The sequence below is a fragment of the Halalkalicoccus subterraneus genome, assembly GCF_003697815.1.
GTDB lineage: Archaea > Halobacteriota > Halobacteria > Halobacteriales > Halalkalicoccaceae > Halalkalicoccus > Halalkalicoccus subterraneus.
This window is the reverse complement of the sequence record NZ_RDQG01000051.1, coordinates 25141-51652: the sequence shown is the minus strand read 5'-3', so window position 1 is coordinate 51652 and position 26512 is coordinate 25141. Positions and strand designations below refer to the sequence as shown.

The 26512-nt window shown below is 67.0% G+C and carries 33 protein-coding genes and 1 tRNA gene; 21 read left to right on the top strand and 13 right to left on the bottom strand.

Going from position 1 to position 26512, the window contains the following annotated elements:
• Positions 1-715, top strand: a 715-nt coding sequence (gene pyrF, locus EAO80_RS12800) for an orotidine-5'-phosphate decarboxylase (RefSeq protein ID WP_122090272.1), incomplete at its 5' end; no start/stop codon positions are given.
• Positions 716-767: 52 nt separating this feature from the next.
• Positions 768-1562, top strand: coding sequence for an inositol monophosphatase family protein (locus tag EAO80_RS12795; protein ID WP_122090271.1), 795 nt, complete (start codon positions 768-770; stop codon positions 1560-1562).
• 79 nt (positions 1563-1641) lie between these two features.
• Here the strand turns inward: EAO80_RS12795 and EAO80_RS19780 are convergent, their stop codons facing one another.
• Positions 1642-1782, bottom strand: a complete 141-nt coding sequence (locus tag EAO80_RS19780) for a hypothetical protein (protein ID WP_162993995.1) — start codon at positions 1780-1782, stop codon at positions 1642-1644.
• Positions 1783-1855: 73 nt separating this feature from the next.
• Here EAO80_RS19780 and EAO80_RS12790 point away from each other — a divergent pair, with 73 nt between their 5' ends.
• Positions 1856-2311 carry a J domain-containing protein gene (locus EAO80_RS12790; protein ID WP_122090270.1) on the top strand — a complete coding sequence of 152 codons (456 nt, stop codon included), beginning with the start codon at positions 1856-1858 and terminating at the stop codon, positions 2309-2311.
• Between the two features lie 83 nt (positions 2312-2394).
• Positions 2395-4014: a GTPBP1 family GTP-binding protein gene (locus EAO80_RS12785; RefSeq protein WP_122090269.1), complete on the top strand. Its 1620-nt coding sequence runs from the start codon at positions 2395-2397 to the stop codon at positions 4012-4014.
• On the opposite strand, the gene EAO80_RS12780 is transcribed toward EAO80_RS12785, so the two are convergent.
• The 4 genes from EAO80_RS12780 to EAO80_RS12765 form a co-directional block, all read right to left on the bottom strand.
• The gene (locus tag EAO80_RS12780) at positions 3996-4472 is read right to left on the bottom strand and encodes a hypothetical protein (protein ID WP_122090268.1); all 477 of its coding nucleotides are present in this window, start codon (positions 4470-4472) and stop codon (positions 3996-3998) included. The two genes, EAO80_RS12785 and EAO80_RS12780, sit on opposite strands and share 19 nt — an antisense overlap.
• Positions 4469-5401 carry a methenyltetrahydromethanopterin cyclohydrolase gene (gene mch / locus EAO80_RS12775; protein WP_122090267.1) on the bottom strand — a complete coding sequence of 311 codons (933 nt, stop codon included), beginning with the start codon at positions 5399-5401 and terminating at the stop codon, positions 4469-4471. The genes EAO80_RS12780 and mch overlap by 4 nt, the downstream gene beginning before the upstream one ends.
• Before the next feature lie 38 nt (positions 5402-5439).
• Positions 5440-5748: an MTH1187 family thiamine-binding protein gene (locus EAO80_RS12770; protein WP_122090266.1), complete on the bottom strand. Its 309-nt coding sequence runs from the start codon at positions 5746-5748 to the stop codon at positions 5440-5442.
• Between the two features lie 69 nt (positions 5749-5817).
• On the bottom strand, positions 5818-8043 hold the full coding sequence (locus EAO80_RS12765; RefSeq protein ID WP_122090265.1) for a CDC48 family AAA ATPase: 2226 nt from the start codon (positions 8041-8043) through the stop codon (positions 5818-5820).
• A 195-nt stretch (positions 8044-8238) separates the two neighbouring features.
• Between EAO80_RS12765 and larC the strand changes: the two genes are divergently transcribed.
• Both larC and EAO80_RS19775 read left to right on the top strand, forming a co-directional pair.
• On the top strand, positions 8239-9486 hold the full coding sequence (gene larC, locus EAO80_RS12760) for a nickel pincer cofactor biosynthesis protein LarC (RefSeq protein ID WP_122090264.1): 1248 nt from the start codon (positions 8239-8241) through the stop codon (positions 9484-9486).
• 83 nt (positions 9487-9569) lie between these two features.
• Entirely contained in the window at positions 9570-9716 is a 147-nt protein-coding gene (locus EAO80_RS19775) for a hypothetical protein (RefSeq protein ID WP_162993994.1), read from the top strand.
• Between the two features lies 1 nt (position 9717).
• On the opposite strand, the gene EAO80_RS12755 is transcribed toward EAO80_RS19775, so the two are convergent.
• Entirely contained in the window at positions 9718-10443 is a 726-nt protein-coding gene (locus EAO80_RS12755; RefSeq protein WP_122090263.1) for a hypothetical protein, read from the bottom strand.
• A 77-nt stretch (positions 10444-10520) separates the two neighbouring features.
• Between EAO80_RS12755 and radB the strand changes: the two genes are divergently transcribed.
• From radB to EAO80_RS12725, 6 genes are all read left to right on the top strand, one after another.
• The gene (gene radB, locus EAO80_RS12750) at positions 10521-11222 is read left to right on the top strand and encodes a DNA repair and recombination protein RadB (protein WP_122090262.1); all 702 of its coding nucleotides are present in this window, start codon (positions 10521-10523) and stop codon (positions 11220-11222) included.
• A 285-nt stretch (positions 11223-11507) separates the two neighbouring features.
• Positions 11508-11831: a 30S ribosomal protein S24e gene (locus EAO80_RS12745; RefSeq protein WP_122090261.1), complete on the top strand. Its 324-nt coding sequence runs from the start codon at positions 11508-11510 to the stop codon at positions 11829-11831.
• Complete coding sequence (locus tag EAO80_RS12740) at positions 11831-11965, top strand: 30S ribosomal protein S27ae (RefSeq protein ID WP_122090260.1); 135 nt, start codon at positions 11831-11833, stop codon at positions 11963-11965. Before EAO80_RS12745 ends, EAO80_RS12740 begins: the two co-directional genes overlap by 1 nt.
• A 17-nt stretch (positions 11966-11982) precedes the next feature.
• Positions 11983-13548, top strand: a complete 1566-nt coding sequence (locus EAO80_RS12735; RefSeq protein WP_122090259.1) for a bifunctional N(6)-L-threonylcarbamoyladenine synthase/serine/threonine protein kinase — start codon at positions 11983-11985, stop codon at positions 13546-13548.
• 39 nt (positions 13549-13587) lie between these two features.
• Positions 13588-13863, top strand: a complete 276-nt coding sequence (locus EAO80_RS12730; RefSeq protein WP_122090276.1) for a DUF5808 domain-containing protein — start codon at positions 13588-13590, stop codon at positions 13861-13863.
• A gap of 38 nt (positions 13864-13901) precedes the next feature.
• Positions 13902-14432, top strand: a complete 531-nt coding sequence (locus tag EAO80_RS12725) for an XTP/dITP diphosphatase (RefSeq protein WP_122090258.1) — start codon at positions 13902-13904, stop codon at positions 14430-14432.
• A 5-nt stretch (positions 14433-14437) separates the two neighbouring features.
• Here the strand turns inward: EAO80_RS12725 and EAO80_RS12720 are convergent, their stop codons facing one another.
• The 4 genes from EAO80_RS12720 to EAO80_RS12705 all read right to left on the bottom strand — a co-directional run bounded on the left by EAO80_RS12720 (position 14438) and on the right by EAO80_RS12705 (position 17088).
• A complete protein-coding gene (locus EAO80_RS12720; protein ID WP_122090257.1) occupies positions 14438-14623 on the bottom strand; it encodes a hypothetical protein in 186 nt (61 codons plus the stop codon).
• A 38-nt stretch (positions 14624-14661) separates the two neighbouring features.
• Positions 14662-15132: a DUF7384 family protein gene (locus EAO80_RS12715; protein ID WP_122090256.1), complete on the bottom strand. Its 471-nt coding sequence runs from the start codon at positions 15130-15132 to the stop codon at positions 14662-14664.
• 168 nt (positions 15133-15300) lie between these two features.
• Positions 15301-15975, bottom strand: coding sequence for a potassium channel family protein (locus EAO80_RS12710; RefSeq protein WP_122090255.1), 675 nt, complete (start codon positions 15973-15975; stop codon positions 15301-15303).
• A 60-nt stretch (positions 15976-16035) separates the two neighbouring features.
• Positions 16036-17088, bottom strand: a complete 1053-nt coding sequence (locus EAO80_RS12705) for a DNA-methyltransferase (RefSeq protein ID WP_122090254.1) — start codon at positions 17086-17088, stop codon at positions 16036-16038.
• A gap of 206 nt (positions 17089-17294) precedes the next feature.
• On the opposite strand from EAO80_RS12705, the gene mbhE reads away from it, so the two are divergent.
• From mbhE to EAO80_RS12665, 8 genes are all read left to right on the top strand, one after another.
• Positions 17295-19649 (top strand): hydrogen gas-evolving membrane-bound hydrogenase subunit E, encoded by a 2355-nt coding sequence (gene mbhE, locus EAO80_RS12700; RefSeq protein WP_122090253.1) that lies wholly within the window; start codon positions 17295-17297, stop codon positions 19647-19649.
• A complete protein-coding gene (locus EAO80_RS12695; protein ID WP_122090252.1) occupies positions 19646-20104 on the top strand; it encodes an MnhB domain-containing protein in 459 nt (152 codons plus the stop codon). Before mbhE ends, EAO80_RS12695 begins: the two co-directional genes overlap by 4 nt.
• Positions 20101-20454 (top strand): sodium:proton antiporter, encoded by a 354-nt coding sequence (locus EAO80_RS12690; RefSeq protein WP_122090251.1) that lies wholly within the window; start codon positions 20101-20103, stop codon positions 20452-20454. Before EAO80_RS12695 ends, EAO80_RS12690 begins: the two co-directional genes overlap by 4 nt.
• Positions 20451-22034 carry a complex I subunit 5 family protein gene (locus EAO80_RS12685; protein ID WP_122090250.1) on the top strand — a complete coding sequence of 528 codons (1584 nt, stop codon included), beginning with the start codon at positions 20451-20453 and terminating at the stop codon, positions 22032-22034. The genes EAO80_RS12690 and EAO80_RS12685 overlap by 4 nt, the downstream gene beginning before the upstream one ends.
• Positions 22031-22603 carry a Na+/H+ antiporter subunit E gene (locus EAO80_RS12680; RefSeq protein WP_122090249.1) on the top strand — a complete coding sequence of 191 codons (573 nt, stop codon included), beginning with the start codon at positions 22031-22033 and terminating at the stop codon, positions 22601-22603. Before EAO80_RS12685 ends, EAO80_RS12680 begins: the two co-directional genes overlap by 4 nt.
• Entirely contained in the window at positions 22596-22889 is a 294-nt protein-coding gene (locus tag EAO80_RS12675; protein ID WP_122090275.1) for a monovalent cation/H+ antiporter complex subunit F, read from the top strand. Before EAO80_RS12680 ends, EAO80_RS12675 begins: the two co-directional genes overlap by 8 nt.
• Positions 22886-23233, top strand: a complete 348-nt coding sequence (gene mnhG / locus EAO80_RS12670; RefSeq protein ID WP_122090248.1) for a monovalent cation/H(+) antiporter subunit G — start codon at positions 22886-22888, stop codon at positions 23231-23233. The genes EAO80_RS12675 and mnhG overlap by 4 nt, the downstream gene beginning before the upstream one ends.
• A gap of 97 nt (positions 23234-23330) precedes the next feature.
• On the top strand, positions 23331-23684 hold the full coding sequence (locus tag EAO80_RS12665) for a 4a-hydroxytetrahydrobiopterin dehydratase (RefSeq protein WP_122090247.1): 354 nt from the start codon (positions 23331-23333) through the stop codon (positions 23682-23684).
• 499 nt (positions 23685-24183) lie between these two features.
• Here EAO80_RS12665 and EAO80_RS12660 read toward each other — a convergent pair.
• Together EAO80_RS12660 and EAO80_RS12655 are read right to left on the bottom strand one after the other, a co-directional pair.
• A tRNA-Thr gene (locus tag EAO80_RS12660) sits at positions 24184-24255 on the bottom strand.
• Between the two features lie 61 nt (positions 24256-24316).
• Positions 24317-24958 carry a DUF7114 family protein gene (locus tag EAO80_RS12655; RefSeq protein ID WP_122090246.1) on the bottom strand — a complete coding sequence of 214 codons (642 nt, stop codon included), beginning with the start codon at positions 24956-24958 and terminating at the stop codon, positions 24317-24319.
• A gap of 53 nt (positions 24959-25011) precedes the next feature.
• Here EAO80_RS12655 and EAO80_RS12650 point away from each other — a divergent pair, with 53 nt between their 5' ends.
• Positions 25012-25686, top strand: coding sequence for an enoyl-CoA hydratase/isomerase family protein (locus EAO80_RS12650; protein ID WP_122090245.1), 675 nt, complete (start codon positions 25012-25014; stop codon positions 25684-25686).
• A 4-nt stretch (positions 25687-25690) separates the two neighbouring features.
• Here EAO80_RS12650 and EAO80_RS12645 read toward each other — a convergent pair whose 3' ends face one another.
• The gene (locus EAO80_RS12645) at positions 25691-26479 is read right to left on the bottom strand and encodes an NAD+ synthase (RefSeq protein WP_122090244.1); all 789 of its coding nucleotides are present in this window, start codon (positions 26477-26479) and stop codon (positions 25691-25693) included.
• Positions 26480-26512 lie beyond the last annotated feature (33 nt).

Genomic DNA, 26512 nt, shown 5'->3' with positions numbered 1-26512 from the left:
CGACCTGCCCCGCTGGGCGTTCAACCGTCGGATCATCGACGCGACCCACGAGCACGCCGCCGCCTACAAGCCCAACGCCGCCTTCTACGAGGACAGTGAGGGCTGGCGTGCGCTGACTGAGACGATCGCCTACGCCCACGGGAAGGACGTTCCCGTGATCCTCGACGCGAAACGCGCCGACATCGGCAACACGGCGAGACGGTACGCGAAACTCGTCGATCCCGATCGGCCCAACAGCGCCGACGCCATCACCGTCAACCCGTATATGGGTCGAGATTCGCTCGAACCGTTCCTCTCGAAGGCAGAAACGGGCGTGTTCGTGCTCTGTCGAACCTCGAATCCCGGAGGAAGTGACCTCCAGGACCTCGAACTCGCCTCCGGCGAGGCGGTCTACGAGCGGGTCGCCGCCCTTGCGGACCTCTGGAACGGCAACGGGAACGTCGGATTGGTGGTCGGCGCGACCGCGCCCGACGAACTGGAGGAACTCCGAGAACAGGTCCCCCGCCTCCCCTTCCTCGTGCCCGGCGTCGGCTCGCAGGGCGGGGACGCCAAGGCTGCCGTCGAGTTCGGGCTCGCGGATGGAATGGGACTGGTCAACTCCTCGCGGGGGATCATCTTTGCGGCGGAGGGCGGCCCGAACGAGGACGAGGGGTTCGAGAAGGCCGCAGGCGAGGCGGCCAAACGTCTCAAAAAGCGGCTGAACCGGTATCGGTAGGGACGCCGACGAACACCCGACGGTATATGTGACCGGCCCGACCCACGCCTGTATGGACGACCTGACGAGGCGAGCCGAGGTCGCGGAACGCGCCGCCCGCGCGGGCGGCGAACTGGCGCTGTCGCGCTTTCGCGACGACATCGCGGTCGAAACGAAAGGCGAGAAAACCGACGTCGTGACGCAGGCCGACCGGGACGCCCAGTCGCGCGTGATCGAAGTGATTCGCGAGGAGTTCCCCGGCGACGCGATCGTCGGTGAGGAGGAAGACGAGTTGAAGGAAGTCCCTGCGGAGGGCCCTGCCTGGGTGATCGACCCCATCGACGGCACCAACAACTTCGTACGGGACGTCCGGATCTGGGCGACGAGCGTCGCCGCGGTGATCGACGGCGAGCCCGTCGCCGCGACGAACGCCATGCCCGCCCTCGACGACTACTACGTCGCCGACAGCGAGGAGACGTGCCTGAACGGCGAGCCGGTAACCGTCAGCGACCGGACGGATCCCGAGACCTGCACGGTTTCGCCGACGCTGTGGTGGGACTTCGACCACCGCGAGGACTACGCCACGGCGGTGCGGGCGATCGTCGAGCGCTTCGGCGACATGCGCCGGTTCGGCTGTGCGCAGGCCACGCTGGGCATGGTCGCGACCGGGGCGCTCGACGGCACCCTGAGCGACGTCCGCCCGAACCCCTGGGACACCGTTGCCGGTGTCCATCTCGTGCGAAACGCCGGCGGAAAAGCGACCGATATCGAGGGCGAGCGCTGGCACCACGATAGCCAGGGTCTGGTCGTCTCGAACGGTCGGATACATGAGACGGTCCTCGAGGCCGTCCGATCGGGTCGCAACTGAAGGCCTGCCATGGTTCCGCGTCCTCCTCGGCGTCCCAGCCTCGCGACCGACGCCACGATCTCGCGGTCGCGGCCGGGGGTCATCCCATCCCGACCGAACAGCTCGCACACTCCCGTTTCTCGCGGTCGAAGTGTCGCTCACAGACCAGGCTCCCACAGTTCGGGCAGGTGTGGTTCGCGAGCGCGCTCTCGCAGTGTTGACAGAGACCCAACTGGCTCATACCGTCCGTCGATCGTGCCGACCCTTCAGTCTCCCGGCGGGACGTTTACGGTGTCACCGTCCCTAAAGCGCCCGTGACCGGATCTCGGCTACTCGTGGGGCTCGCGTCGGTGTTCGGCGCGCTCGCCGTCGTCATGGCCGTGCTGGCGTCGGCCTACCGGACGCCGGTGCCGCTCGCGATCGCGCTGCCGTTCGGCGCCACCGGCTACATCCTCTGGTACCAGGGTACCGGCCGGCTCGCCCTGCGGATGCGCGAACGCGCCCGCCGACCGAACGGGCGAACGAGGACCCGAACCCGAGCGGGCCCGCGCAAGGGACCAGCGGGGGCGAACCGCACCCGCCCGCCGCGCCAACCCACCGGCCCGACACGCGAGGAGGCCTACCGGACGCTGGACCTCGACCCCGGTGCCGGGGAGAACGAGATCAAACGCGCCTACCGCGAGAAGGTCAAGACCACGCACCCCGACCGGGGCGGCGACGAGGAGCGCTTCAAGGAGGTCGCAAACGCCTACGACCGGCTGACGGAGTGAGTACGGAGCGTAAGGGATCGTTACTGTGTGTAACGGTATCACGAAACGAGTGGTTTTTGTTCGCCTCGCGCTACTCACACGATATGAGCGCCGACCGGGCCGTGTTGCGCGAAGCGATCGAACACGGCGAGCGCGAGGGCGGTAGCGTCGAGTTCAAGGAACGACTCACCAGAGCCGAACACTTGGAGGGCGGCCGGATGGAGAGTTTGGCCGCCCAGCTTCGCCACCGCGTGCTTTCCGGCGACGGCGAGGCGACCTACGTCGTCGGCGTCACCGATTCGGGGGGTATCGCCGGTATCAGCCACGACGCGTTCTCCGAATCCATGGACGTTCTGTCCTTGCTTGCCGAGGAGGCGAGCGCTCACATCCACGACGTCCAGACGTGGAGCACCGACGGGAACGGCCTCGTCGGTGTCGCGACCCTCAGGAACGGCGCGATGCTCGAAACGGACGACGAGCACGTCGTGATCGGCACCGCCGGCCACGTCGACCACGGCAAGAGTACCCTCGTCGGCAGCCTCGTCACCGGCCAGCGCGACGACGGCGAGGGTAGCACTCGGGGGTTCCTCGACGTCCAGCCCCACGAGGTCGAACGCGGCCTTTCGGCTGACCTCTCCTATGCCGTCTACGGCTTTCGTGACGGCGAACCCGTCCGCATGGACAATCCCCATCGGAAGGACGACCGGGCGGGCGTCGTCCGCGAGGCCGACCGGTTGGTCTCCTTTGTCGACACGGTGGGCCACGAGCCGTGGCTTCGAACCACCATTCGTGGTTTGGTCGGACAGAAACTGGATTACGGGCTGTTGACCATCGCCGCCGACGACGGCCCCACGCGGACCACCCGCGAGCATCTCGGGGTTCTCTTGGCGACCGACCTACCGACGCTGGTCGTGCTCACCAAGACCGACCTCGTCGACGAGGAGCGCCTCGAGGAGGTCACCCGCGAGGTCGAGCGCCTGCTGCGGGACGTGGGTCGAACCCCGCTACCCGTCGCGCGCCACGGCGTGAGCGCTGCGATCGAGGAGATCGACGAGACCGTCGTGCCCGTCGTTCGGACGAGCGCCGTCACCGGCGAGGGTCTCGAAACGCTGGATGCGATCTTCGAACAGCTCCCGAAACGCGCCGTCGACGACGGCGAGTTCCGGCTGTACATCGACCGAAGCTACTCGGTGACGGGCGTGGGCGCGGTCGCGTCGGGCACCGTGAAATCGGGCGTCGTCGAGGCCGGCGACGAACTCCTCTTGGGGCCGCTCGCCGACGGCACGTTCGCGGAGGTCGAGGCGCGCTCGATCGAGATGCACTACCACCGGGTCGATCGGGCCCAGTCGGGCCGGATCGTCGGGATCGCTCTCAAGGGGGTACGGGAGGCCGACATCGAGCGCGGAATGGTGCTGCTCCCGCGGGAGTCCGATCCCGAGCCCGTCCGCGAGTTCGAGGCCGAAGTGATGGTGCTCAACCACCCCACGCGCATCGGCACGGGCTACGAGCCGGTCGTCCACCTCGAAACCATCAGCGAGGCCGCGGTGTTCACTCCCGACGGAGGGCGCTTGTTGCCGGGCGACACCGGCACGACGCGCGTCCGGTTCAAGTTCCGGCCCTATCTGGTCGAGGAGGGCCAGCGTTTCGTCTTCCGGGAGGGTCAGAGCAAGGGTGTGGGGACGGTCACCGCCGTGAACCCCGACGGTCAGGACCGGAGCGAATAGCCGTCGTTTCGGCGCTCCGCGAGCCCGAACCGCACGAACCAGTCGAGCAGGCGTTCGATCCGCTCGCTCCAGACCGCCTCGGGATCGGGGTGATGATGGCGATCCCAGTACGGGATCGCCTCGAAGCGCTCGAACACCTCCTCGCTCGAGAGCGGGCGGTCGCTGTCGCGCAGTATCCCCTCGATCTCGCGTCCGCCGTACACACCGGCGAGTAGCGCCGCTCCGAGGTCCTCCGGCTCCTCTCGAACCCGATAGAACCCCGCGTCGCCCTCGTGGATCATACCGAGTCCCTTGAGAAACGTCAACCAGTCGCTCGCCTCGTCGGGAGCGACACCAGTGCGCGCGACGAGGCGGTCACAACAGCTTTCCTCGGGCTCGGGGACGAGCGGGACGGCCTCGCGGATCGTCTCGACCGCTGTGAGGGTGGCGGGCGGCGCGGGGACCGATTTGACCCTCATAGGCCGAAGCTACTGGTCAGAAGCTCCTCGTCGGTTCGTCCGTAGTGGTAGGTCCCGCCGCCAAGCACGTCAATGGTGACCTCCGCCGGCGCGAAGATCGACTCGGGGACGTCGTAGAGCTCCCAGTCGACGTCAGCGAAGATCTCGGCGAAGGGGCGGCCGTACTCGTCGCTTGCGCTCGAGGCGACTTCATCGAAGCGGTCGAACTCCTCGCGGACGACGACGTGGGCGCGCCCGCCGTAGGCCAGCGCGTCGTTGGTTCGGCCGATGGCGGCCTCCTCGCTGGCGGCGACGGGCGCGACGGGCGCGCTCGCGCTCGCGCTGACGATGTCGAGCGGGTCGTAGCCGAGTTCGGAAAGCCGGAAGACGGCGAGTTCGGCCGCGCGGGCGGCCATGTTGACGCTACCGGTGAGGCTCGCCGTCGAGAACGCCGGCAGGAAGACCGCGCCTGGATCCGTTCCGGTTAGCTCGGCGACCTGCTCTGCAGCCGCGTCGGTGGGGAGCTCCTCGCTCTCGACGGCAAGCACCGCGAACTCGAAGACGTCCTCGTAGCCCACGCGGGCGAACTCCTCCTCCTCGGCGACGAGCGCGCGGGCCGGCCCCGAGCCCAACCCCTCGAAATCCTCGGTGCCGAGTTCCCAGCCGGCCTTCTGCGAGCAGAGCACGGCGAGTGCGGGCTGGTCGGTCGAGAACTCGACGAACGGCATGGGGACGCCGCCGACCTCGTCCATGCGGGTCTGGACGGTCGCGAGCCCCGCGGTCTGGATCTCGACGAGCAACAGCCCGGCTTCGAGGCCGCCGTCGACGTCGACGCCGAAGTCCAGCACGGTGGTTTCGGTGTCGAGTTCCGAGACCGCGATGTCGAGTTCGTCGGTGAATTCGATCGCCTCGTCGACGAGTTCGAGCGCCATCCGGTTGAGACTGTCCATGCCCTCCGGTTACGGGGGGGTCCCCTTGGACATACCGGTCACTGGCTTCGGGCCTCGCGCCCCAGTTCCTGCTCGACGGCCGCGACCTTCTCGTCTGCGCTCCCATCGCTCGTGCGCTTGTCGTCGATCTTCAACACCGTGCTCACCCGGTCGCCGTCGACGGCCTCGTGGGCCGCCCGCGCGGCGGAAAACAGCTCCTCGATGGTTTCGGCCTCGATGACGGTTCCCATCGGGTTGGTCTCGTAGCTGACGTCGAACTCCTCCAGGGCGTCGACGGCCTTCGCGACCTCCGCGCCCATGCTTCCCTCGGTGACTGGCGCGACGCTCAGTAGTGCAACGACTGTCATACGCGAGTCGTCGCCAGCCACGCACCTAAAACGAGCGGTGCTCACGAAAGCGACCACGAGGTGGGGCGATTATTGGAAGCCGATCCGACCGCCCTGTCTGCTCCGGCCGGGTTCCGCGGTGCCGCCGGCGAACTCGTCCTTGATCTGTTCGTAGTAGTCGAGGATGTCGTCGGTGATCGTGGGCCGAACCGACTCCATCGCCCCGCGGAAGTGGCGCATCTCGACGACGTCGGCGTCGCTGTCCTCGCGAAGGGCCGTCATCGCGGCCTCGCGGGCGATGCTCGCGAGATCGCTGCCGACGAACCCGTCGGTGATCTCCGCGAGTTCGTTCAGACTCACGTCCGCGGCCAACGGGATCGGGTCGGTGTGGATCCGCAGGATCTCCTTTCTCCCCTCCTCACCGGGCTGGCCGACCATCACGAGTCGGTCGAACCGACCCGAGCGGATCAACGCGGGATCGATCATGTCCGGCCTGTTGGTCGCGGCGATCACCATCACGTTCTCCATCTCCTCGAGCCCGTCGAGCTCCGTCAGGAGCTGGTTGACCACCCGCTCGGAGACGTTCGAACCGACCTCTCCGCCTCGTGCGGGCGCGAGACTGTCGAGCTCGTCGAAGAAGATCACCGTGGGAGAGACCTGTCGGGCCTTCCGGAACGTCTGCCGGATCGCCTTCTCCGATTCGCCGACCCACTTGCTGAGTAGCTGGGGCCCGCGGATCGAGATGAAGTTGGCGTTGGTCTCGTTGGCGACCGCCTTCGCCATCAGCGTTTTCCCCGTGCCCGGCGGGCCGTAGAGGAGAACGCCCGCCGGCGGATCGATTCCCAGCCGGTCGAAGCGGTCGGGATTGGTCAGGGGCCACTCGACGCTCTCCTTGATGTCGCCGATGGCGTCCTCGAGCCCGCCAACGTCGTCCCACGTGATCTTCGGGAGTTCGACCAGCACCTCGCGCATCGCGCTCGGCTCGACCTCGCCTAGCGCCCCGCGGAAGTCCCCGCGTTTGACGATCATCCGGTCGATCAGCTCGGGGGGCACCTCCTCCTCGTCCAGATTTATCTCCGGGAGGTAGCGCCGCAGCGCGCGCATCGCGGCCTCCTTGGTCAGGCTCTCGACGTCCGCGCCTACGAAGCCGTGGGTGTCGTCGGCGAGCTCCGAGAGGCTCACGTCGTCCGAGAGCGGCATTCCACGCGTGTGGATCTGGAGGATCTCCTCTCTCCCTGTTTCGTCGGGCACGTCGATCGAGATCTCCCGGTCGAACCGGCCCGGTCGCCTGAGAGCCGGATCCACGCTGTCGACCCGGTTGGTCGCGGCGATGACGATGACCTGGCCACGGGATTCGAGGCCGTCCATCATCGTCAGCAGTTGGGCGACCACCCGGCGCTCGACCTCACCGGTGACGTCCTCGCGTTTCGGCGCGATCGAGTCGAGCTCGTCGATGAAGATGATCGAGGGCGACTCCTCGCTTGCGTCCTCGAAGATCTCGCGCAACTGTTGTTCGCTCTCCCCGTAGTACTTCGAGATGATCTCGGGGCCGGCGATCGAGAAGAAGCTCGCGCTGGTCTCGTTGGCGACGGCCTTCGCGAGCAGCGTTTTACCCGTCCCTGGCGGACCATGGAGAAGGACCCCCTGGGGCGGCTCGATCCCCAGCTTCTTGAAGATCTGGGGGTGTTTCATCGGCAGTTCGACCATTTCTCGCACACGCTGGATCTCGTTCTGGAGGCCGCCGATGTCCTCGTAGGTGATCCCCGAGCCGGCCTTCTCGAAGCCGGAAATGGGCTCTTCTCGCAGTTCGACGTCGGTGTCCTCGGTGATCAGACAGACGCCCTCGGGCTCGGTTTCGACCGCGATGAGAGGAATCGCCTGGCCGGGCGAGCGCATGAAGGGATGGTTCGTGCTCGACATCACGGGGACGATGTCGCGCTCGACGACCGGGCGCTTGAGGATCTGACGTTTGACCATGCCGGCGGCGTCCGAACCGAACTGGACCGACGCCTCCTCGGGCGGGGCCAACACCAGCTTCTCGGCCTTCGTCGCGTCGGCCTTGCGGATGGTGACGCGCTCGCCGATACCGACGTCGGCGTTCTGGCGGGTGAACCCGTCGATCCTGACGGTGTCGGTGTTCCAGTCCTGGCGGTCGGCGCGCCAGACCTTCGCGGCGGTCGTGTCGCCGCCTTCGATCTCGATGATGTCTCCGGGACTCAGCTTCAGGTGCAACAGCGTATCCGGGTCGAGGCGGGCGATGCCCCTTCCCGAGTCGTTCGGGTAGGCTTTCGCCACCTCGAGTTGTACTTCGTTCATGATGGGGCTGCGGGGATGAGGGAGTGTCGGGCAGCGGCCCCGATAGGTCTTGTGCTGGCGGCCGCTTCCGACACGGTTGTGTGGTAGTTCTTCGCATAGTATGCTACGAACGACGGGGTACAAAACACTACTGCTTGGACGGGTCGGGAGGCGGCGGATGGTGTGACCTTTTGCCCGCGAGCGCGAGACTCCGGTATGAGCACGCTTGCGTTCGACGGCCGGACCGGTGCGAGCGGCGACATGATCGTGGGGGCGCTGCTGGCCGCCGGCGCGGATCCGGACGTTCTCGGGCCGGTCGAGTCGACGCTCGACGTCCGCTACGGGATAGATGACGTGATGAAAAACGACATCCGGGCGACGGGTGTGGACGTGGTCCGCGACGACCGTTCGGACCCGGGACACGACCGGCACGGAGAGCACGATCAGGGGCGTACACACGCCGAGGGGACGGGCCCACACCGCTCGTACCGCGAAGTGTGCGAGCTCGTCGAATCGATGGGACTCGCCTCCGAGGTCGAGGCCGACGCGCTCGCGATCTTCGAGACCCTCGGGGAGGCGGAAGCCAGCGTCCACGGCGCAGACCTCGACTCGATCCACTTCCACGAGGTGGGGGCGGACGACGCCATTGCGGACGTGGTCGGCGCCGTTCTCCTCCTCGCGGATCTCGATCCGGATCGAGTGGTCACGACGCCGCTGTCGGCCGGCGGCGGTGTGGTAGAGATGAGCCACGGCACCTACCCGGTGCCGGGTCCCGCGGTCGTGAAGGTCGCCGAAAAAGCGGACTGGTCGATCCGCGGCGGTCCCGTCGAGGCCGAACTGCTGACCCCGACCGGCGCCGCGATCCTCGCGGTCGTCGCCGAGGGATGCGAAACGCTTCCCGACCTGCGCGTCGAGGGTTCGGGCTACGGTGCCGGCGACAGAGATCTGGACGGGCACCCGAACGTCCTGCGCGCGATCGTCGGAGACGCCCACGGGAACCACGCCAGCCACGAGGGGATCACGGTCCTCGAGACCAACGTCGACGACATCCCCCCTGAGATCCTCGGCGGACTCCAAGACACCCTCGCGGGGGCGGGTGCTCGTGACGTGACCGTCCTGCCGGCGACGATGAAGAAGTCCCGGCCCGGCCACCTCGTGAAGGTGATCTGTCGCCCGGAGGACGCCCGAGCGGTCGCCCGGAAACTCGCGGCGGAGACCGGGACGCTGGGGGTGCGCGCGACGCCCGCCACGCACCGCTGGGTCGCGGGCCGCGAGATCGAGACCGTCTCCATCGCGGTCGACGGTGAGGACTACGGGATCGCGATCAAGATCGCGAGCGACGACTCTGGAGAGGTTTACGACGCTAGCCCGGAGTACGACGACGCGGCAGCCGTCGCCCGCGAGACGGGTGCGACGATCCGGGAGGTGATGGCCCGCGCCGAGTCTGCGTGGCGCGAGCTCTAACCATAATACGGAACTATACTCATATTATCTTCAAATCAATATCAGGGGTACGGTTATACGACGGACACGGTTAGCATCCGATAATGACGCAGACACTCACTGCTCCGAAGACGAACGCGGAATCGACCCCGGCCGAACCAACCCGTTTCGAGAGCGCCGCCTGCCCCGACTGCGGCGAGCGTGCGATCAACGTTCAGGGCCTGCTCGATTGTCCTGATTGCGGCCGTTAGACTACCGCTCGCGGTGTTCTTCTAGGGCTTCCTCGACGGTGAGTTCGCCATGAGCGACTCGCCTCGCTAGTCCCTCGTCGATCTCGCGGTTCTCCGGTGAGCGCTCCCGGGAGCGCCGCTTGATCGTCGTCAGCTCCCCGTCGGTCGGTTCGATCTCGCGGCTTTCGATCGCCTCTCCGTCCAACCGTGCGATGTTGACCGCCGCGAGCACGTCGCCCATGCCCCGTGCGCCGGTGCCAAGCGAGGGGGTCGTCCCCGTTTCGTCGACCAGTTCCACCCGGACGTCCTCGAGGGCGTTGACGATCGTCGCACCTTGTAGGCGTGCGCCGTCGCCGATCCGGACCAGGGGATCGACCCCCTCGCGTACTTCCTCGCGGACGATTGCCGGGGCGTCCGCCAGCGGCACCTGAAAGGCCGCGACGATCGTCTCGCCCGAGCAGACCACGATCCCCGGTCGATCGCCGGGATCGACGCCGATCACCGTCCGGCCGTCACCGCCCCGGAGGATCGACAGCGCGGCTTCGACCGCCTCCCGGGGGTCCTCGGGGTTCGCCTCGACGCGCTCGATGCCCTCAATTGGCGGCTCGCCTCGCCCGGTGATCGCGACCCGGGTGTGTTCGGGGAGCTCCTCGCCGGGTTCGATCGTCGTGAACTCGACTCCCCGCTCGCGGAGTTCGCCCACGACGCCGTGGTACACCTCGAAGTCCTCGGTGGCGACGACGATCACGACCGGGGTTCGCCCGGCGAGCGCTAAACCCTTTCGCGGACCGGGGCGTTTTTGCCCCCGTCGACCCGATTCCCCGCGTGAACGACGCCATCCCCGTCGGTTGTTCCCCGATCGACGACCTGCTGGGCGGCGGGATCGAGCGCGGGACCGTCACGCAGGTGTACGGCCCGCCCGCCGCCGGCAAGACGAACTTCGGGCTGTGTGCCGCCGTCGAGTGCGCTGCGGCCGGCGAACGGGTCGCCTACATCGACACCGAGGGGCTCTCGCCCGATCGATTCGAGCAGCTCCTTTCCGCCCGCGGGGACGAGCCCATCGAATCCCTCTCCTCGCGGATCGTCGTCAGCGAGGCCCACACGTTCGAGGAACAGGAGGAGGCGGTGCGGGACGTCGAGGACCTCGCCGGGGAGGTGTCGCTGATCGTCCTCGACAGCGCAACGGGGTTCTATCGGCTCCAGCGAACCGAGGACGAACGCGAGGGCGACGCGCTTCGCTCGGTCGCCCGCCAGGTAACTCATCTACTCGCGCTCGCGCGAAAGCACGATCTGGCGGTCGTGATCACCAATCAGGTCTTCTCGGATCCCGACTCGGACATGACCCGTCCGCTTGGAGGTAACACGCTCGAACACTGGACCGGCACAGTGGTGAGAATCGACCGGTTTCGGGGGGGAAAGCGCCGAGCCACCCTCGAAAAACACCGCTCGAAACCCGCCGGCGAGAGCGCCCAGTTCCGGATCACCGACGCGGGTCTTGAGGGGATCGACGAACTGGCGGGGACGTAGGCTGTGCTGACCGAGCGTGCTTTGCTCGCTCGGTTTTTTAGTGCGCTTACTGAGCAAAGCTCAGTAGCGTCAGCGGGACCTCCGGTCCCGCCAGACAGGTTTTTGCGAGTAGTGTGGGACTGAAGATCCCGCGGACCATGCGAACGGCGGCTTCGCCGCCGTGAGCAAGGAGTGGTGCCCGCAGTGCGGGCTTCGGCCGCACGAGGACACTCGACAACGAAAAACGTGCGTGCGGGTCGAAATCCTTTTACCCGCTTCAGGGAGAAGTACAGGCAACTGAGTATCATGGACATCTCAATCGTTTCCGAGGAGGAAAACCCGATGTTGCACCGCACGGACGTCACCTTCGAGATCACCCACGACGAGGCCACCCCCGAGCGTCTCTCCGTCAGGGATAGCCTCGCGGCGAAGCTCAACAAGGACGCAGAAGAGGTCGTCATCCGCGAGATGAACACGAAGTTCGGGATGCGGACGACCGTCGGCTACGCGAAGGTCTACGAGAGCCCCGACTTCGCGCGCGACGTCGAGCAGGAACACATGCTCGAGCGCAACAAGATCAGCGCCGGCGAGGCCGACGGCGAGGGCGCCGATGAGGGTGAGGAGGCATAATGGCCCGACACGAACTCTACGCCGAGGACGGCTCGACGGATCGCGAACAGTGTCCTCGCTGTGGCGACTCGTTCCTCGGGGACTACGGCGACCGCATGCACTGCGGGCGCTGTAGCTACACCGAGTGGCAGTAGTCCGGTAGCGCGAGACGATGCGCGTTCTCGGGATCGAAGGCACCGCATGGGCCGCGAGCGCCGCGTACTTCGATTCCGCAACCGACGAGGTCTTCATCGAGTCCGATCCCTACCAGCCCGACAGCGGCGGTATTCACCCTCGCGAGGCCGCAGAACACATGAGCGAGGCGATTCCCCAGGTAATCGAGTGGGCGCTCTCGGAGGCCGAGTCGGTCGACGCGGTCGCCTTCTCGCGGGGGCCCGGACTGGGTCCCTGTCTACGGATCGTCGCCAGCGCCGCCCGGGCGCTCGCCCAATCCCTCGACGTGCCGCTGGTCGGCGTCAATCACATGGTCGCGCACCTCGAGATCGGCCGGCATCGCTCGGGGTTCGCGAACCCGGTCTGTCTGAACGCGAGTGGCGCGAACGCCCACGTATTGGGCTATCACAACGGCCGGTATCAGGTGCTCGGCGAGACGATGGACACGGGCGTGGGCAACGCGCTGGACAAGTTCGCACGTCACCTCGACTGGGGCCATCCGGGCGGGCCGAAGGTCGAGGACCGTGCGAAAAACGGCGAGTACGTCGACCTGCCATACGTCGTCAAGGGGATGGACTTCTCGTTTTCGGGGATCATGAGCGCCGCGAAGGACGCCGTCGATTCCGGCGAGCGAATCGAGGACGTCTGTTTCGCCCTTCAGGAGAACGTCTTTTCGATGCTGACCGAGGTGAGCGAGCGCGCACTTTCCCTTACTGGTAGCGACGAACTCGTTTTGGGAGGTGGGGTCGGGCAGAACGCCCGGCTACGCGGGATGCTCGAAACGATGTGCGAGGCACGGGACGCGTCCTTCTACGCGCCCGAACCGCGATTCCTGCGGGACAACGCGGGCATGATCGCCGTGCTCGGTGCCGAAATGGCCGCGGCGGGCGACACCCTCGCGATCGAGGAGTCGCGAGTCGACTCGGACTTCCGACCCGATCAGGTCGAGGTGACCTGGCGCGGCGGGGAATCGGTTTCGAAGCGGGTAGAGACCGGGTCGGACGTCGCGGGTGCGGAGGCGACCGTGGAACTCGGCGACGTCGTCCGAAAACGCCGGCATGCGAGGGCGTATCGCCACCCCACGCTCGACGCGCGCTTGCGTCACGAGCGCACTGCGAGCGAGGCCCGCCTGACGAGCCTCGCCCGGCGCGCGGGGGTTCCGACGCCGGTCGTCCGGGACGTCGACCTCCGCGAGGGAACGCTAGTCCTCGAACACGTGGGACGGGCGGACCTGAGCGCCGACCTCGCCCCCGAGCGGGTTCGCGAGCTCGGCACTCACCTCGCGACGCTACACCGAAACGGGATCGTCCACGGGGATCCGACGCCGCGAAACGCCCGTCTCTCGGAGGATCGCCTCTACTGCATCGATTTCGGGCTGGGCTATCACACCGACGAACTCGAGGACCACGCGATGGACGTACACGTCTTCGAGCGGGCGCTCTCGGGGACGGCCACCGACTTCGAGGCCTGCCGGGAGGCGTTCGAGGCCGGCTACCGCGAGGCCGGTGATCCCGCGGTTCTCGATCAGCTCCGCGAGATCGAGGGTCGGGGACGCTACCGGTAGTCCTGAGGCTTTATAATGCGGGCGGACCTCAGGGGAGGTATGGCCGAGAAAGAAGACTTCGGAACGTTGTTCGGCATGCCGTACAACTTCGAACGACCGAGCGTCGGGCGCCTGCTGTCGGCGTACTGGCAGCCGGGCAAAGGGATGCTCGTCGAGAAGCCGTTCGGCGTCGGCTACACGCTGAACCTCGCGAGCTGGCGCTCGTGGATCGTACTGCTCGTGGCCGCGGTCCTGCTCTACAACGAGCGAAGCGGTACCGAAGAGCCCGAGGAGGCCGACGAGGAGGAGCCGGTCGAGGTCATCGTCGACGACTGATCGACGCGGCTTTCCGTTTTCGCCGCTCCGGTTTCGGTATGCTACGGTTCGTGACGAGCAACGCCGGCAAGGCCCGCGAGGCCGCCCAGTACCTCCCCGAGGAGGTCGAGCGGATCGAGTACGACTACCCGGAGATCCAGTCCGATAGTTTGGCGGAGATCGCTGCCGCGGGCGCACGCGACGCCTACCGCGAGATCAGCGAGCCGGTCTTCGTCGACGATTCGGGGCTGTTCATCGACGCATTCGACGGCTTTCCGGGACCTTATTCCTCGTACGTCGACGAGAAACTCGGCATCGAGCGCGTCCAGGCCCTCGCCGCCCGCGAAGAAAACGACCGGGCGCGGTTCCGGTCGGTCGTCGCCTACGTCGATAGTGGGGGGGTCGAAACGTTCGAGGGTGCGGTGCGCGGTCGGATCGTCCCGCCGCGGGGGTCGGGCGGCTTCGGCTACGATCCCATCTTCGAACACCGCGGACAGACGTTCGCGGAGATGGACGTCGAGGAGAAAAACGCCGTCTCCCACCGGGGGCGCGCGCTCGCGGCGTTCGGCGACTGGCTGGCAGAGCGGTAGCTCGCTCAGTCGAAACCCAACAGCGCGAACACTGCGATCAGAACCCCGCTCGCGGCGATCGGGGGTCCGGCGTACCCGATTGACTGACTCCCGTCGATTCCGATCGAGAGGATGACGACTGTCGCGATGAGCACGAATGCACCACTGACCGCGAGCGTTCGGGAGTCGACCCCGGATATATTCGATATCATAATATTTGAATAAATATACGAATATATATGCGTTGTGGCTAAAATCGTGGGTCCCGGTCGGGACCGGGGTAGGATCCGTCTTCGACGGCCGGGTAGAGCCGTTCGGGGTCGAAGACGGTGAGGAAGGCGTCGGGCGAGCGGACGCTCGTCGCGACGTGCGGTCTGAGTTTCGCTCCCGTCTCGGCGCTCGCGAGCGCCTCGTCGAACGAGAGCACCTGTGCGGCGTCGCCCCGATAGGCGGCCGCGAGCGCGGGGTGATCGTCCGGCGGCTGGTCGACTACCTGTGCAAGGGTTTCGATCGTCGTCCGCCACGCGAGCGCGAGGTCCGCGTCGGCGAGTTCCGCGATGATCCGTTGGGCGTCGTCGAACAGCGGTTCGGTGGCGACGAGGGTGAGCCACGAGTGGCTCCTGACGCGGTCCATCGCCTCGCGGGCCGACCCACCCGCGAGCAGATCCGCCGCGAGCACGTCCGCGTCGGCGATGATTCGCGTCGGATCGGGCTCGCTCATTCGCGAAGCTCCGCGAGTCGCTTCTGGATCGTCTCTTCGTCCGTCCCGTTCGGGGCGCGCTCGAACAGCTCCGCCCAGCTGAACCGCGTCATTCGGTCGTCTGACATAGATTTATTGGCCATCGAGTCGGATCAGTTGATAGGGCGCGAGATCGATCCCACCCACACGTCACGCGCCCACCTGTTCCTCGGTTCCGAGAAGCGCCGTCCTGACCCCTTCGACTCCCTCCTGTTCGACGATGACGGCGACCCGGTCGCCCGTTTCGATCGTCGTCCGTGGAAGAGGGATCGTCATCGCCTCGTGGTTCGCTCCGTGTGCGTAGATCCGTGCGCTATCGGGGAGGTCGACCTCAGTGACACGCTGGCCGAGCGCGGGCGATCCCTCGCGGACCGTTATCGTGACGAGCTGCAGCCGTTCGGTGAGGTCGGTAACGAGGTTGAAATCCCCACCCAACAGCGCCGTCTTTGCCCCCGCGGCGCCGAGGCGTTCGGGGTAGACGATCTCGTCGACGTCGTCGGCGTACTGCTTGTAGACGTCCTCGCGGTAGTCGTTATCGATCCGCATGACGGTCCGACAGTCGTGATGGTTGCCGATGGTACACGTCGCGAAGTTGGTGTTGAGGTCGCCGGTCAGCCCCCCGACCGCGTCGGCGTCCTCGATTCCGACGGCTTCGAGGATCCCCTCGTCGCTGCCGTCGCCCTCGACCGCCTCGAATCCCGCGTTTTTGGCCCGCTTGACCTTGTCCGGGTCGTTGTCGACGATCACGACCTCGTGGCCCTCCTCGTCGAGGATCCGTGCGGTCCGCATTCCGACCCGACCGTACCCAACGATAACGAACTTCATGCACTCCCTATGCTCACCCGCTAGAAAAACGTTAGCCCCTCATCGCCATCGACCCGCTGGTCACTCGCTTCCCTCGAACGGGCGGTACTCGACCCGATAGCCCGAACCGTTGTCGTCGGTTTCCCCGCGTTCTCCGACTCCTTCGACGCTGTACAGCCTGATCTCCCGTTCCTGTTTCGTCCGTACGGGGAAGTCGTAGTGGGTGGCGTCGTAGGAGAGATCGTCGGCCCCGACCCGCTCGACGAACTCGCGGTGAGCCGCGAGTCGGCCTTCGAGCACCTCCTGGGAGAAGGTGGACAGATCTTCGATTCGGTCGTCGAACCGCCCGATCAGTTCGGGATCGAGTTCGTAGCCCACGGAGTTCCGGCCGGCGACCATCGCCGCGAGCGTCGTCGTTCCGGTCCCCCAGAACGGATCACAGACCGTATCGCAGTGGACCGAGAACATGTTGATGAGCCGGTAGGGTAGTTCGAACGGGAACGCCCCCGAGCGCTCGCGGGTCTCGCTGTCGAGGCGCTGGTCGACCCCTCTTACGTCGGACCAGAGGTCCGAAAACCAGCGGTTTCGCTCCTCCCAGAAGTACGCGCTCTCGTAGCGCGCCTCCGAGTGGGGCTCGAACCGTCGGGGACCGCCCTTGCGAAAGACCAGTATGTGCTCGTGTTCGAGGGTGGGGTAGGCGTTGGTCGGCACCATCCCCGAGCCCATGAACTTCGCGGCGCTGTTGGTCGGCTTTCGCCAGAGGATGCCCGGCAGGGAGACGAACCCTCGCTCGCGAAACGCCTCGGTGATCCGGACGTGGTTCGGGTAGGTCTGGAACGTGTTCTCGACCGTGCGGGTCGCGTCGCCGACGTTGATGCAGGCGATCCCCCCCTCCCGGAGGACACACTCGAGCCGGTCCCACACCGAATCGAGCACCCCGTGCATCAGCTCGAACGCCCGGTCGTCCTCCTCGGCGTTGAGCGCGGCTTCGACCTCGGGGTCGAGGCTCGAAAACGCCTCGTCCCACATCTCGATCATCGGGTACGGCGGCGAGGTGACGACGAGATCGACCGACCCCTCGGCGAGCGCGAGGTCCCGCGCGTCGGCGGCGCGGAGGGTGTGTTCGGTCCGCATACGCGACCGTTCGCCGCCAGCGGGTTATATGCTCGTATTGCTCGCCTTGATTCAAGATGGCCTGTTACGTCGATGGCGGACGCGTTCGGACCGTCTCTCCGCCCGCGGAGATCGGGAGATCCGCGGATGGAAGTGCCGCCGCGTTGGCCGGTCGGTTTCGAACGAATGGACAATAGCTAAGGAGCGTCCTCGATCAGTGTGAGTATATGGTTTCGCCCGTCGGCCCGGAGGTGACGGTTCTCGCCGTCTGTCTGCCGTTCGCCGTCGCCGTGTTGGTTCCGGCGGTCCACCGGGCGGTCGGCGAGCGAACCGGCTACGTCGGGGCGGCTGTCGCGCTCGCGTGTTTCGGGATGCTAGCCACCCAGATCGGCTCGGAGGCGACCGTTTCGATCCCGTGGATCCCCGCCTTGGAGGTCTCGCTTCGATTTCACGTCGACGGCTGGGCGCTGCTGTTTGCCCTGCTCGCGAGCGGGATCGGCGCGCTGGTGTTCACCTACTCGGTGGGATATATGTACGGCGAGGAGGGACTGGTGCGGTACTACGCGGCGTTGCTCGCCTTCATGGGGTCGATCCTCGGAGTGGCGCTGTCGGCCGATCTGATCGCGCTCTTTCTGTTCTGGGAGCTCACGAGCGTCTGCTCGTTCCTGCTGATCGGCCACCACACCGGCGAGGCCGACTCGCGGTATGCCGCCCGGATGGCGATGATCGTCACGGTCGGGGGCGGGCTGTTCGTCCTCGTGGGCTTTCTCGCGCTGTTCGTCGCCTCCGGCAGCGCGCTCGGAACGGAGACGTTCTCGCTGGTGGCGATGCTCGAACAGCCCGCTGCGATGCGTGCGGCGCTTCGGGATGCGGGTCTGTTCGTCCCCGCGCTGTTCTTGCTCGCGGTCGGGGCGGCCTCCAAATCCGCACAGATACCCCTCCACTTCTGGCTGCCCAACGCCATGGAGGCGCCCACGCCCGTCTCGGCGTTTCTTCACTCGGCGACGATGGTGAAAGTCGGTGTCTACTTCATCGGACGGCTCAGGCCGCTCTTGGAGAGTCCCGAGTGGATGCTGTTGTTCGCAACCCTCGGTCTCGCGACGATGGCGGTCACCGCTATACTGGCGGTGGCCTCGACGGACATCAAGGAACTGCTCGCGTACTCGACGGCGAGCCACCTCGGGTTGATGGTCGCGGCGTTCGGGTTCACCGTACCCTATGGTGCCGAAGCCGGCGTCTTTCACCTGCTGAACCACGCCCTGTTCAAAGCGCCGCTGTTCCTGATCGCGGGGATCATCGCCCACGAGGCCGGCACCCGCCGGATCGACGAGTTGGGTGGGCTCCGGCGCGACCTCCCCGTGACGGCGCTCCTCACCGCCGTCGCGGCGCTCGGCATGGCCGGCTTTCCCCCCTTCAACGGATTTTACTCGAAGGAGTTGCTGTTCGAGGCGGCCTACGAGGTCGCCCACACCGCCGGCGGTCTGGCGTGGCTCTACCCCGTCCTCGCGGTGTTCGCGAGCGTCTTCACCGTGTTGTACTCGCTTCGATTCCTCGCGCTCTTCTTCGGAACGCGCCCCGACGAGTTGGGCTCGATCCACCACCCGCCCGCGACGTTGCTGGTCCCGCCCGCCGTCCTCGTGGCCGTCGCGGCCGTCGTCGGCATCGCTCCCCAGTTCGCGGTCGATAGCTTCGTCGGATGGGCGGTCGAGCCGACCGCACTGGAGGCTCACGAGATGCACGCCGGGCTCCCGAGCTCGCTCACCCCGCCGGTCGCGATGTCGATCATCACGATCCTCGCCGGGCTGGCCGCCTACCCGTTCTACGATCGGATCCGTGACGGCGTCCGGGCGCTCACCGCGGCCGGGCCGGTCCGCGCGAACTGGTGGTACGACGCCGGGCTGGCTGGTCTGGAATCCGCGAGCGCCCGGTCGATACCCGCGATCCAAAACGGGCGGTTACGGACGGCCGTGACGTGGGTGCTGGGTGCGACGAGCGCGCTCGCGCTCGCGGGTTACGCCGCGACGCGCGTCTCGCTGCCGGCCTACGACGGGCTCGGGGTGTCGCTGCCGACGATCCTCGTGCTGGTCGTCGCGGTGTCGGTCGCCCTCGCGGTGACGCGTGCGCCCTCGCACATCGCCGGCGTGCTCACCCTCTCGGTCCTCGGGGTGATGATCGCCGTCTTCTACATCCTCGCGAGCGCCCCGGACCTCGCGTTGACCCAGCTCGTCGTCGAGACGCTGTTGTTGCTCGTCTTCCTGCTGGTCGTCGAGGAGCTCCCCGAGTTCTACGGCGACCTCGATTCGGGTCGGGCCGTCCGCGACGGGCTGCTCTCGGTCGGCGTCGGCGCGACGGTCTTTCTCACCGTCTTGCTGACGACGCGCTCGCCGCCAGGGGGTGGTGACTCGATCGCGCGCTACTTCGCCGAACAGGCGGTCCCCGAGGGCGGCGGGACCAACATCGTCAACGTGATTCTCGTCGATTTCCGCGGGTTCGACACCCTCGGCGAGATCACGGTGGTCGCGCTCGCCGCCATCGGGGTGCTCGCGCTCATGAGCAGGCGCGACAGGGGTGACACTGCGTGACGACGGTCATCATGCGGACGACCGCGCGGGTGGTCGTCCCGCTCATCCTCGTCGTCGCGGTTTCGCTGTTCCTCCAAGGTCACAACCTGCCCGGCGGCGGGTTCATCGGGGGCGTGCTCGCCACGACCGCGTTCGCGCTGGTCTACATCTCCTACGGGCTCGACTTCCCGCGCGTGCTGGGACATGATCTGGAGCCCGTCGCGGACGTCCTTGACGACCCGATCGTCGTCCTCTACCGCCGGGCCTTCCTGCTCGGGCTGGTGATCGCAATCGGCGGCGGGCTCGTCCCGCTGTTGTTCGATCTGCCCTTCCTCTCACAGACGTACGTGATCCTCCACGACGTCCCGATCTACGGCGAGGTCGAGATCGCGAGTGCGGTCGTGTTCGACCTCGGCGTGTTCCTCGTCGTCGTCGGCGGCTTCCTCACGGTCCTCTCGGTGGTGGGTGCCGAATGACCGCGTTCGTCCTCGCGGCCGTGGTGGGAACGCTCTTTGCCGCCGGCACCTTCCTGTTGCTTCGCCGGGACGTCCTGCACGTCGTCTGGGGGCTGACGGTGCTCAGCCAGGCCGCGAACGTCTACCTCATGACGATGGGTGGCATCGTCGAGCCCTCGGGCGACGCCGTTCCCGTGCTGGCCGGCCACGGCGAGCACGTCCCCCAGACCACCGACCCGCTCGTCCAGGCGCTCGTCCTGACGGCCATCGTCATCAGCTTCGCCATGACCGCTTTCGCACTCGTGTTGACCTACCGCGTCTACCAGGAGCACCACACGCTGGATCTCTTGGAGATCGGGGGTGAGCCATGACCGACCCGTTCGTCATCGCGCCGATGCTCGTCGCGCTGCTCAGCATCGTCGCGACGCTCGGAACCCGCCGTCGGCTGGGCGTCCAGATCGTCCTAAGCCTCGCTGGCGTGCTCGCGTACGCGGGGACGATCGGGGCGATCGCCTGGCGGGTCGCGCTCTCGCCGGGTGCGAGCCCCGCGACCTACCAACTTGGGGGCTGGCCCGCCCCGTTCGGGATCACCCTCGTCGCCGACGCCCTCTCGGCGTTCATGCTCACGATGGCGGCCGTCGTCGGCGTCGGGGCGCTCGTCTTCTCGGTGAGCTACATGCCCCCCGACGAACAGCGCGTGTTCTATCACCCGCTGTTTCACGCCCTACTGCTCGGCGTCACCGGTGCCTTCCTCACGGGCGACCTGTTCAACCTCTTCGTCTGGTTCGAGGTGATGCTGATGGCGAGCTACGCCTTCGTCGCCTTCTACGGCCGGGCCGAACACACCCGCGCCGCGCTCCGGTACGTCTCGCTCAACCTGATCGGCAGCGCGGTCATGTTGCTCGCGATCGGCGGGCTCTATGCGGTCACGGGCACGCTCAACATGGCCGATATGGCGACTCGGCTCGCCGATCCGGCCGCCGCCGGGATCGAAACCGACGCCGTGGTGGGTCTCTCGGCGCTGCTGTTTGCGGTGTTCGCGCTCAAGGGCGGGCTGGTCCCGTTCCAGTTCTGGGTGCCTTCGGCCTACCGCGCTGCCCCCCTGCCCGTGACGGCGCTGTTCGCCGGCGTGACCAAGAAGGTCGGCTTCTACGCGATCGTCCGGCTCTACTTCACGGTCTTCGGGGCCGCCGAGCTCTCGGTTTCGATCCCCGGCGTGAGCGGGGAGTCCCTCCTCGCGTTCTACGGGCCCGTCCTGTTCTGCATGGCGGTAGCGAGCGTCGTCGTCGGCGCGCTCGGCGCGCTCGACGCCGACTCCCTTGAGGGAGTCTTCGCCTACTCCTCGATCAGCCAGCTCGGCTTTATCGCGATCCCGCTGGCGATCGGGGCGGCGGCCACGACGCCCGCGATCCGCCGGTTCGCGGTGCTTGCGGCGCTGGTCTACGCGCTCAACCACGCGCTCGCGAAGGCGGCGCTGTTCCTCGCGGCCGGCACGGTCCGTGACGCCGTCGGAACCAGCCGACTCGGGGATCTGGGCGGGCTTGCTGGACGGTCGCCGGTCCTCGCGGGCGTGGTGTTCGTCTGTGCGCTCGCGCTCGTGGGAATCCCGCCGCTGTCGGGCTTTTTCGGCAAGCTGCTGGTGTTCGACGTCGCGGTGCGGGCGGGGGCAGTCCCCGGATTAGTGCTGTTGATCGGCGGGACGGGCCTGACCATCGCCTACACGACGCGGGTGTGGAACCGCGCGTTCTGGGGCGATCCCTCGGCGGTGGTCGACGCTTCGAGCCCCGACCCCGTACAGTTGACCGTGTTGGTCGCCTTCGCGGTCGCGCTCGTCGCGGTCGGCATCGGGTTCGACCCGGTCTATCGCTTCGCCGACGCGGCCGCGACGGCCGCGACCGATCGGGGGGCGTATATCGATGCCGTCGACCTGACCGGGGGTGGAGGCGCATGAAGGCCCGAACCTGGCTCGTCGTCGGCGTCGGCCTCGGCGTGATGTTCGTATTCGCCCGCGACGCCCAGACGACCCCTGTGGGAGTCTTCGGGCAGTTCCTGACGGGCGTCGTCGTCGGGCTCCCGATCGCCTACCTCTTCCGGCGGCTGTACGACGACCGGATCGCCCTCGGACGGCTGGTGACCGCGGTCCCCTACGTCGGGCTGTACCTGATCACGTTCACTCGGGAGGTCGTGGTCGCCAACCTCGACGTCGCCTACCGCGTGCTCGCGCCGGGCTCGACAATCCACCCCGAGGTCATCCTGATCCCGCTTCGTGTGCAGGGGGACTTCGGGGTCACGACCATCGCGAACACCATCACCATCACGCCCGGGACCGTCACCCAGGACTACGACGAGGCCAGCAACGCGCTGTACGTCCACGTGATCGACGGGCGCGATCCGGAGTCGGTCGTCGGGACGATCCGGCGCTGGGAGGACTACGCGCTGTTGATCTTCGACGAGGAGCTCGATCCGGGCTCGCCGGCTCCGGAGATCGTCGTCGACGGGGGTGGCTCCGATGGTGACTGAGGGTGCCGACCCCGCGTTCGTGACCCTCACGGTTCGCGCCGGGCTGGTTGTGGTCGCGGCGCTGTGCGTTCTCTGTGCCTACCGCGCGATCGCCGGGCCGACGGTGCCCGACCGCGTGGTCGCCATCGACGCGATCGTCACCAACGTCGTCGCGATCGCGGTGCTGTTCGCGCTGCTAACCGGGCGTAGCCTCTTCGTTACGGGCGCGCTCGTGCTCGCGATCATCGGCTTCATCACGACCGTCAGCGTCGCGAAGTTCGTCACCGAAGGGGAGGTGATCGAATGACGCTCGCCACGCTCCACTCCGTCCTGATCGTCGCGCTGATCGTCGTCGGGTGTTTCTTCCTGACGGTCGGAACGATCGGACTGCTCCGATTCCCGAACGTCTACAACCGGATGCACGCCACCAGCAAGCCGACGACGCTCGGCACGGCCGCGATCTTCTTCGCGGCGTTCGTCGAATTCGGACCCGGAAACGCCGGGCTCACGTCACTGCTCGGGATCTTCTTCCTCTTTCTGACCGTGCCGACGGGCGCGCACATGATCGCCCGCGCCGCCCAGCGCATGGGCGTGCCGTTCATGGAGGGCGTGACCTGGCCCGAGCCCTCCGACGACGACTCCGAGGAGTGACCGTCTCTCTCAGCACGACCCGCCCGCCGTGGGAACGGCTGAGCTGATCGACGGCTCTGGGCGAAGCTACAAGCGTCGGGAGGGGAATAGGAACGATATGGCACAGCGACTCGCGGATCAGGAGTGTGAGGCGTGTACCTCTGAGGACGACTCGCTCAGCGAGGACGAATACGCCGAATATCTGGAGGAACTCGACGGCGAGGTCTGGACGGTCGTCGAGGACCACCATTTGGAAGGGGCCTACGAGTTCGAGGACTTTCGGAACGCCCTGGAGTTCACCTACGAGATCGGCGAACTCGCCGAGGAGGAGTGGCACCACCCGGACCTCCACCTCTCGTGGGGCGAAGTGGTGGTCGAGATGTGGACACACAAGATTGACGGCCTCCACACGAGCGATTTCGTGATGGCCGCGCGGATGGACCGGATCTACGAGGAGTACGCGCCGGAATGAGCAGTACAGGCCCGGACCGTTCGGTTTCGCGGCCGGTTCGGTGAGAGGTCCCACGGTAGCGAGCCGCGGAACCGGGACCGTGGTTGAAACCGTCGTTCATGCCGGACGGTGATCATCGGGCCGAACGACTCGACGTCGCTTACCTTCGGAACTTCTTCAGGAGTTTTCGGAGCGCTTTCATCGTGAGGATTCGCTTGAGCAGGCTTTTGAGTCCGATTTGCATACTTCCATTTCGATCACTCCGGCACTAATGCGTTGACCCGTCGTGTGAAAGGACGTTGATCGTCGAACCGGGCGTGGGTAACGCTGCGAATCCAGTCTGGAGTCCACCGACGGGGTCGGCGAACTCACAGTGGGGATACGAGAACGCCCGCAAGTAATCGAAAGGAAACGAGCGGTATAGCAGAAGCCTTCCGATGGTCGTCTTTTGCGCTTTTGGTGCAGCTTTTGCCCAGCGGCTGAGCGAAGCGAAGGAGCGCAGCGCAAAAGCTGCGTGCAGAGCCTAGGCCGGGATTTGAACCCGGGCTCTCGTCCTTACCAAGGACGCGCTTTACCGCTAAGCTACCCAGGCGCGCATCGCTTCCTTCCCGTGGAACGTTTTTAAGGGTTTCCATCCGCGCCCCCTCGTGTGGTTAGGTGTCGGTCGCCGACGCTTTGGCCTGTCCGTCGGTTCCCATGAGAGCAGTCCCGGAAAACAGCTCCTCGGCGTCCGCAAGCGGCCGGCCGGCCCGTGCGGCGAGACGCTCGACGGTCCCGCCCAGCGTATCGGGGAGCGATCCGTCAGTGGCGCTCTCGCCGGCGACGCCCGCCAGCGCGATCACGTCCCGTTCGAGCGAACTGTCGAGCGCCTCCCGGTCGGCGTCGGGCTCGCGGCGGTGGGTCTGATCCCGGCCAAAGGCGCGGATGGTCTCGACGGCGGTCGCTGCGGCCTCGGTGGTCGCGAGCAGGTAGAACCCCCGGGAAACGAGGATGTCGGCGGCGAGAACGTCGAGGTTCGCGGCGGTATGCTCCTCCGAGTCGGCCCACGGCTCCTCTTGGGCGAGCCGGCGGGTGAGGCGAAGCCCCTCGTAGATGAGCTGAACCCCGGCGGCGCGTTCTGCGACCGCTTCCCGGTCAGCCTCGGGATCGGTCCGCTGGGCCAGCAGACAGACGAGCGCGCCGGGGGCCATGGAGGCGCCGGCGAGGATGGCGTCGATGCGCTCGGCCAGCCGCGGTGGTTCGATGTCGGCCACGGCCTCCCGCACGCCGTCGCGAGCCAACTCGGCCTGTTCCATTTGACTGCGGTAGGGATGGAAGGGGCAAAGACCTTTGGAAACCACCCGTCTGCATGATCGAAACTCGCTCCGAAGGCGACGTTTGCCACGTCACGCTCGCCCGCCCCGACCGGCGCAACGCGCTCACCCCCGACGGCCTCGACGCGCTGGCTCGCGCCGTCCGTGGGGCCGACGAACCCGTCGTCTACCTCTCGGGGGCCGGCTCGGCGTTCTGTGCGGGCGCGGATCTGGACGTGGTCGCCGACCTGGAGGACGGCCGGGCGTTCGCCGAGCGGGGCCAGCGCACCGCCCGCGCGATCGAAGGGGCCGAGAGCGTCGTGGTCGCGGGGGTCGACGGCCCGGCCCGCGGCGGCGGCCTCGAAATGGCGCTGGCCTGCGACCTGCGGATCGCAACCCCTGAGGCGACTTTCGGCGAGCCCGGCGTCGGTTTTGGCCTGTTCGGCGCGTGGGGCGGCACCGTCCGTCTGCCCCGCCTTGTCAGTGGGGCCGACGCGGCGGACCTCTCGCTTTCCGGTCGGGTAATCGACGCCGAGGAGGCCCTCCGAATGGGACTGGTCTCGCGGATCGTCGAGGATCCGGAAACGGTCGCCCGCGAGGTCGCCGAAAACGATCACCGCGCGCTCGCGCTGACCAAGAAACGGCTCCGGGACGTCTCTTCGAGTACGGAACAGGAAACGGCGGAGGCGACCGCGTTCGCCGAACTGATCGGGCGATACGAGCGCCCGTAACCCGCTAGCGCTCGGGTGCGGGCGGCACCGCACGCTTGTGGGCGCTTCGCTCGTAGAGCGTCCGGACGTCCTCGACCACGCGCTCCTCGCAGCCGACGGCTTCACTGGTCGCCGAGGTCGACAGCGGCCCGTCGATGTGCAGTGCGAGCACCGCGTCGAGGGTGTCGTAATCGATCCCGAGTTCGCCCTCGTCGGTCTGGTCCTCCCAGAGTTCGGCGGTGGGGGTCTTCGCCGCGAGGTCCTCGGCGACGCCGACGTGGCGTGCGAGCTGGCGGACCTGCTGTTTGTAGAGGTTTCCGATGGGATGACAGTCGACCGCGCCGTCGCCGTACTTCGTGAAGTAGCCCACCGCGGCTTCGGCGCGGTTGCCGGTCCCCAGCACGATCCGGTTCTCGTGGTTCGCCAGCAGGTAGTTGAGTACCGCCCGGACCCGCGCGCGGGCGTTGCCGACAGCGACGTGATCGCCCTTGACTTCCGGTACCGTCGAGACGAATGTGTCGACGATCGGGTCGATCTCGATCACGTCGTACTCGATTTCGAGATCACGGGCGACCCGTTCGGCGTCGCTCATGTTCTCCTCGCTGCTCACCTGTCCGGGCAGGACGAGTCCGCGGAGGTTCTCCTTGCCGAGTGCGTCGACGGCCAAGTAGGCGGTCAGCGTGCTGTCGATCCCGCCCGACAGCCCCAGGATCGCGCCGTCGGCGCCCGCCTCGTCGATCGTGTCGGCGATGAATCCGGTGATCCGGTCGTGGACGGTGTCGAGTTCCTCCTCGGAGAATCGCAGGTCGATCATGGCTACCCGTAGCGACCCCAGCGTCTAATAGCC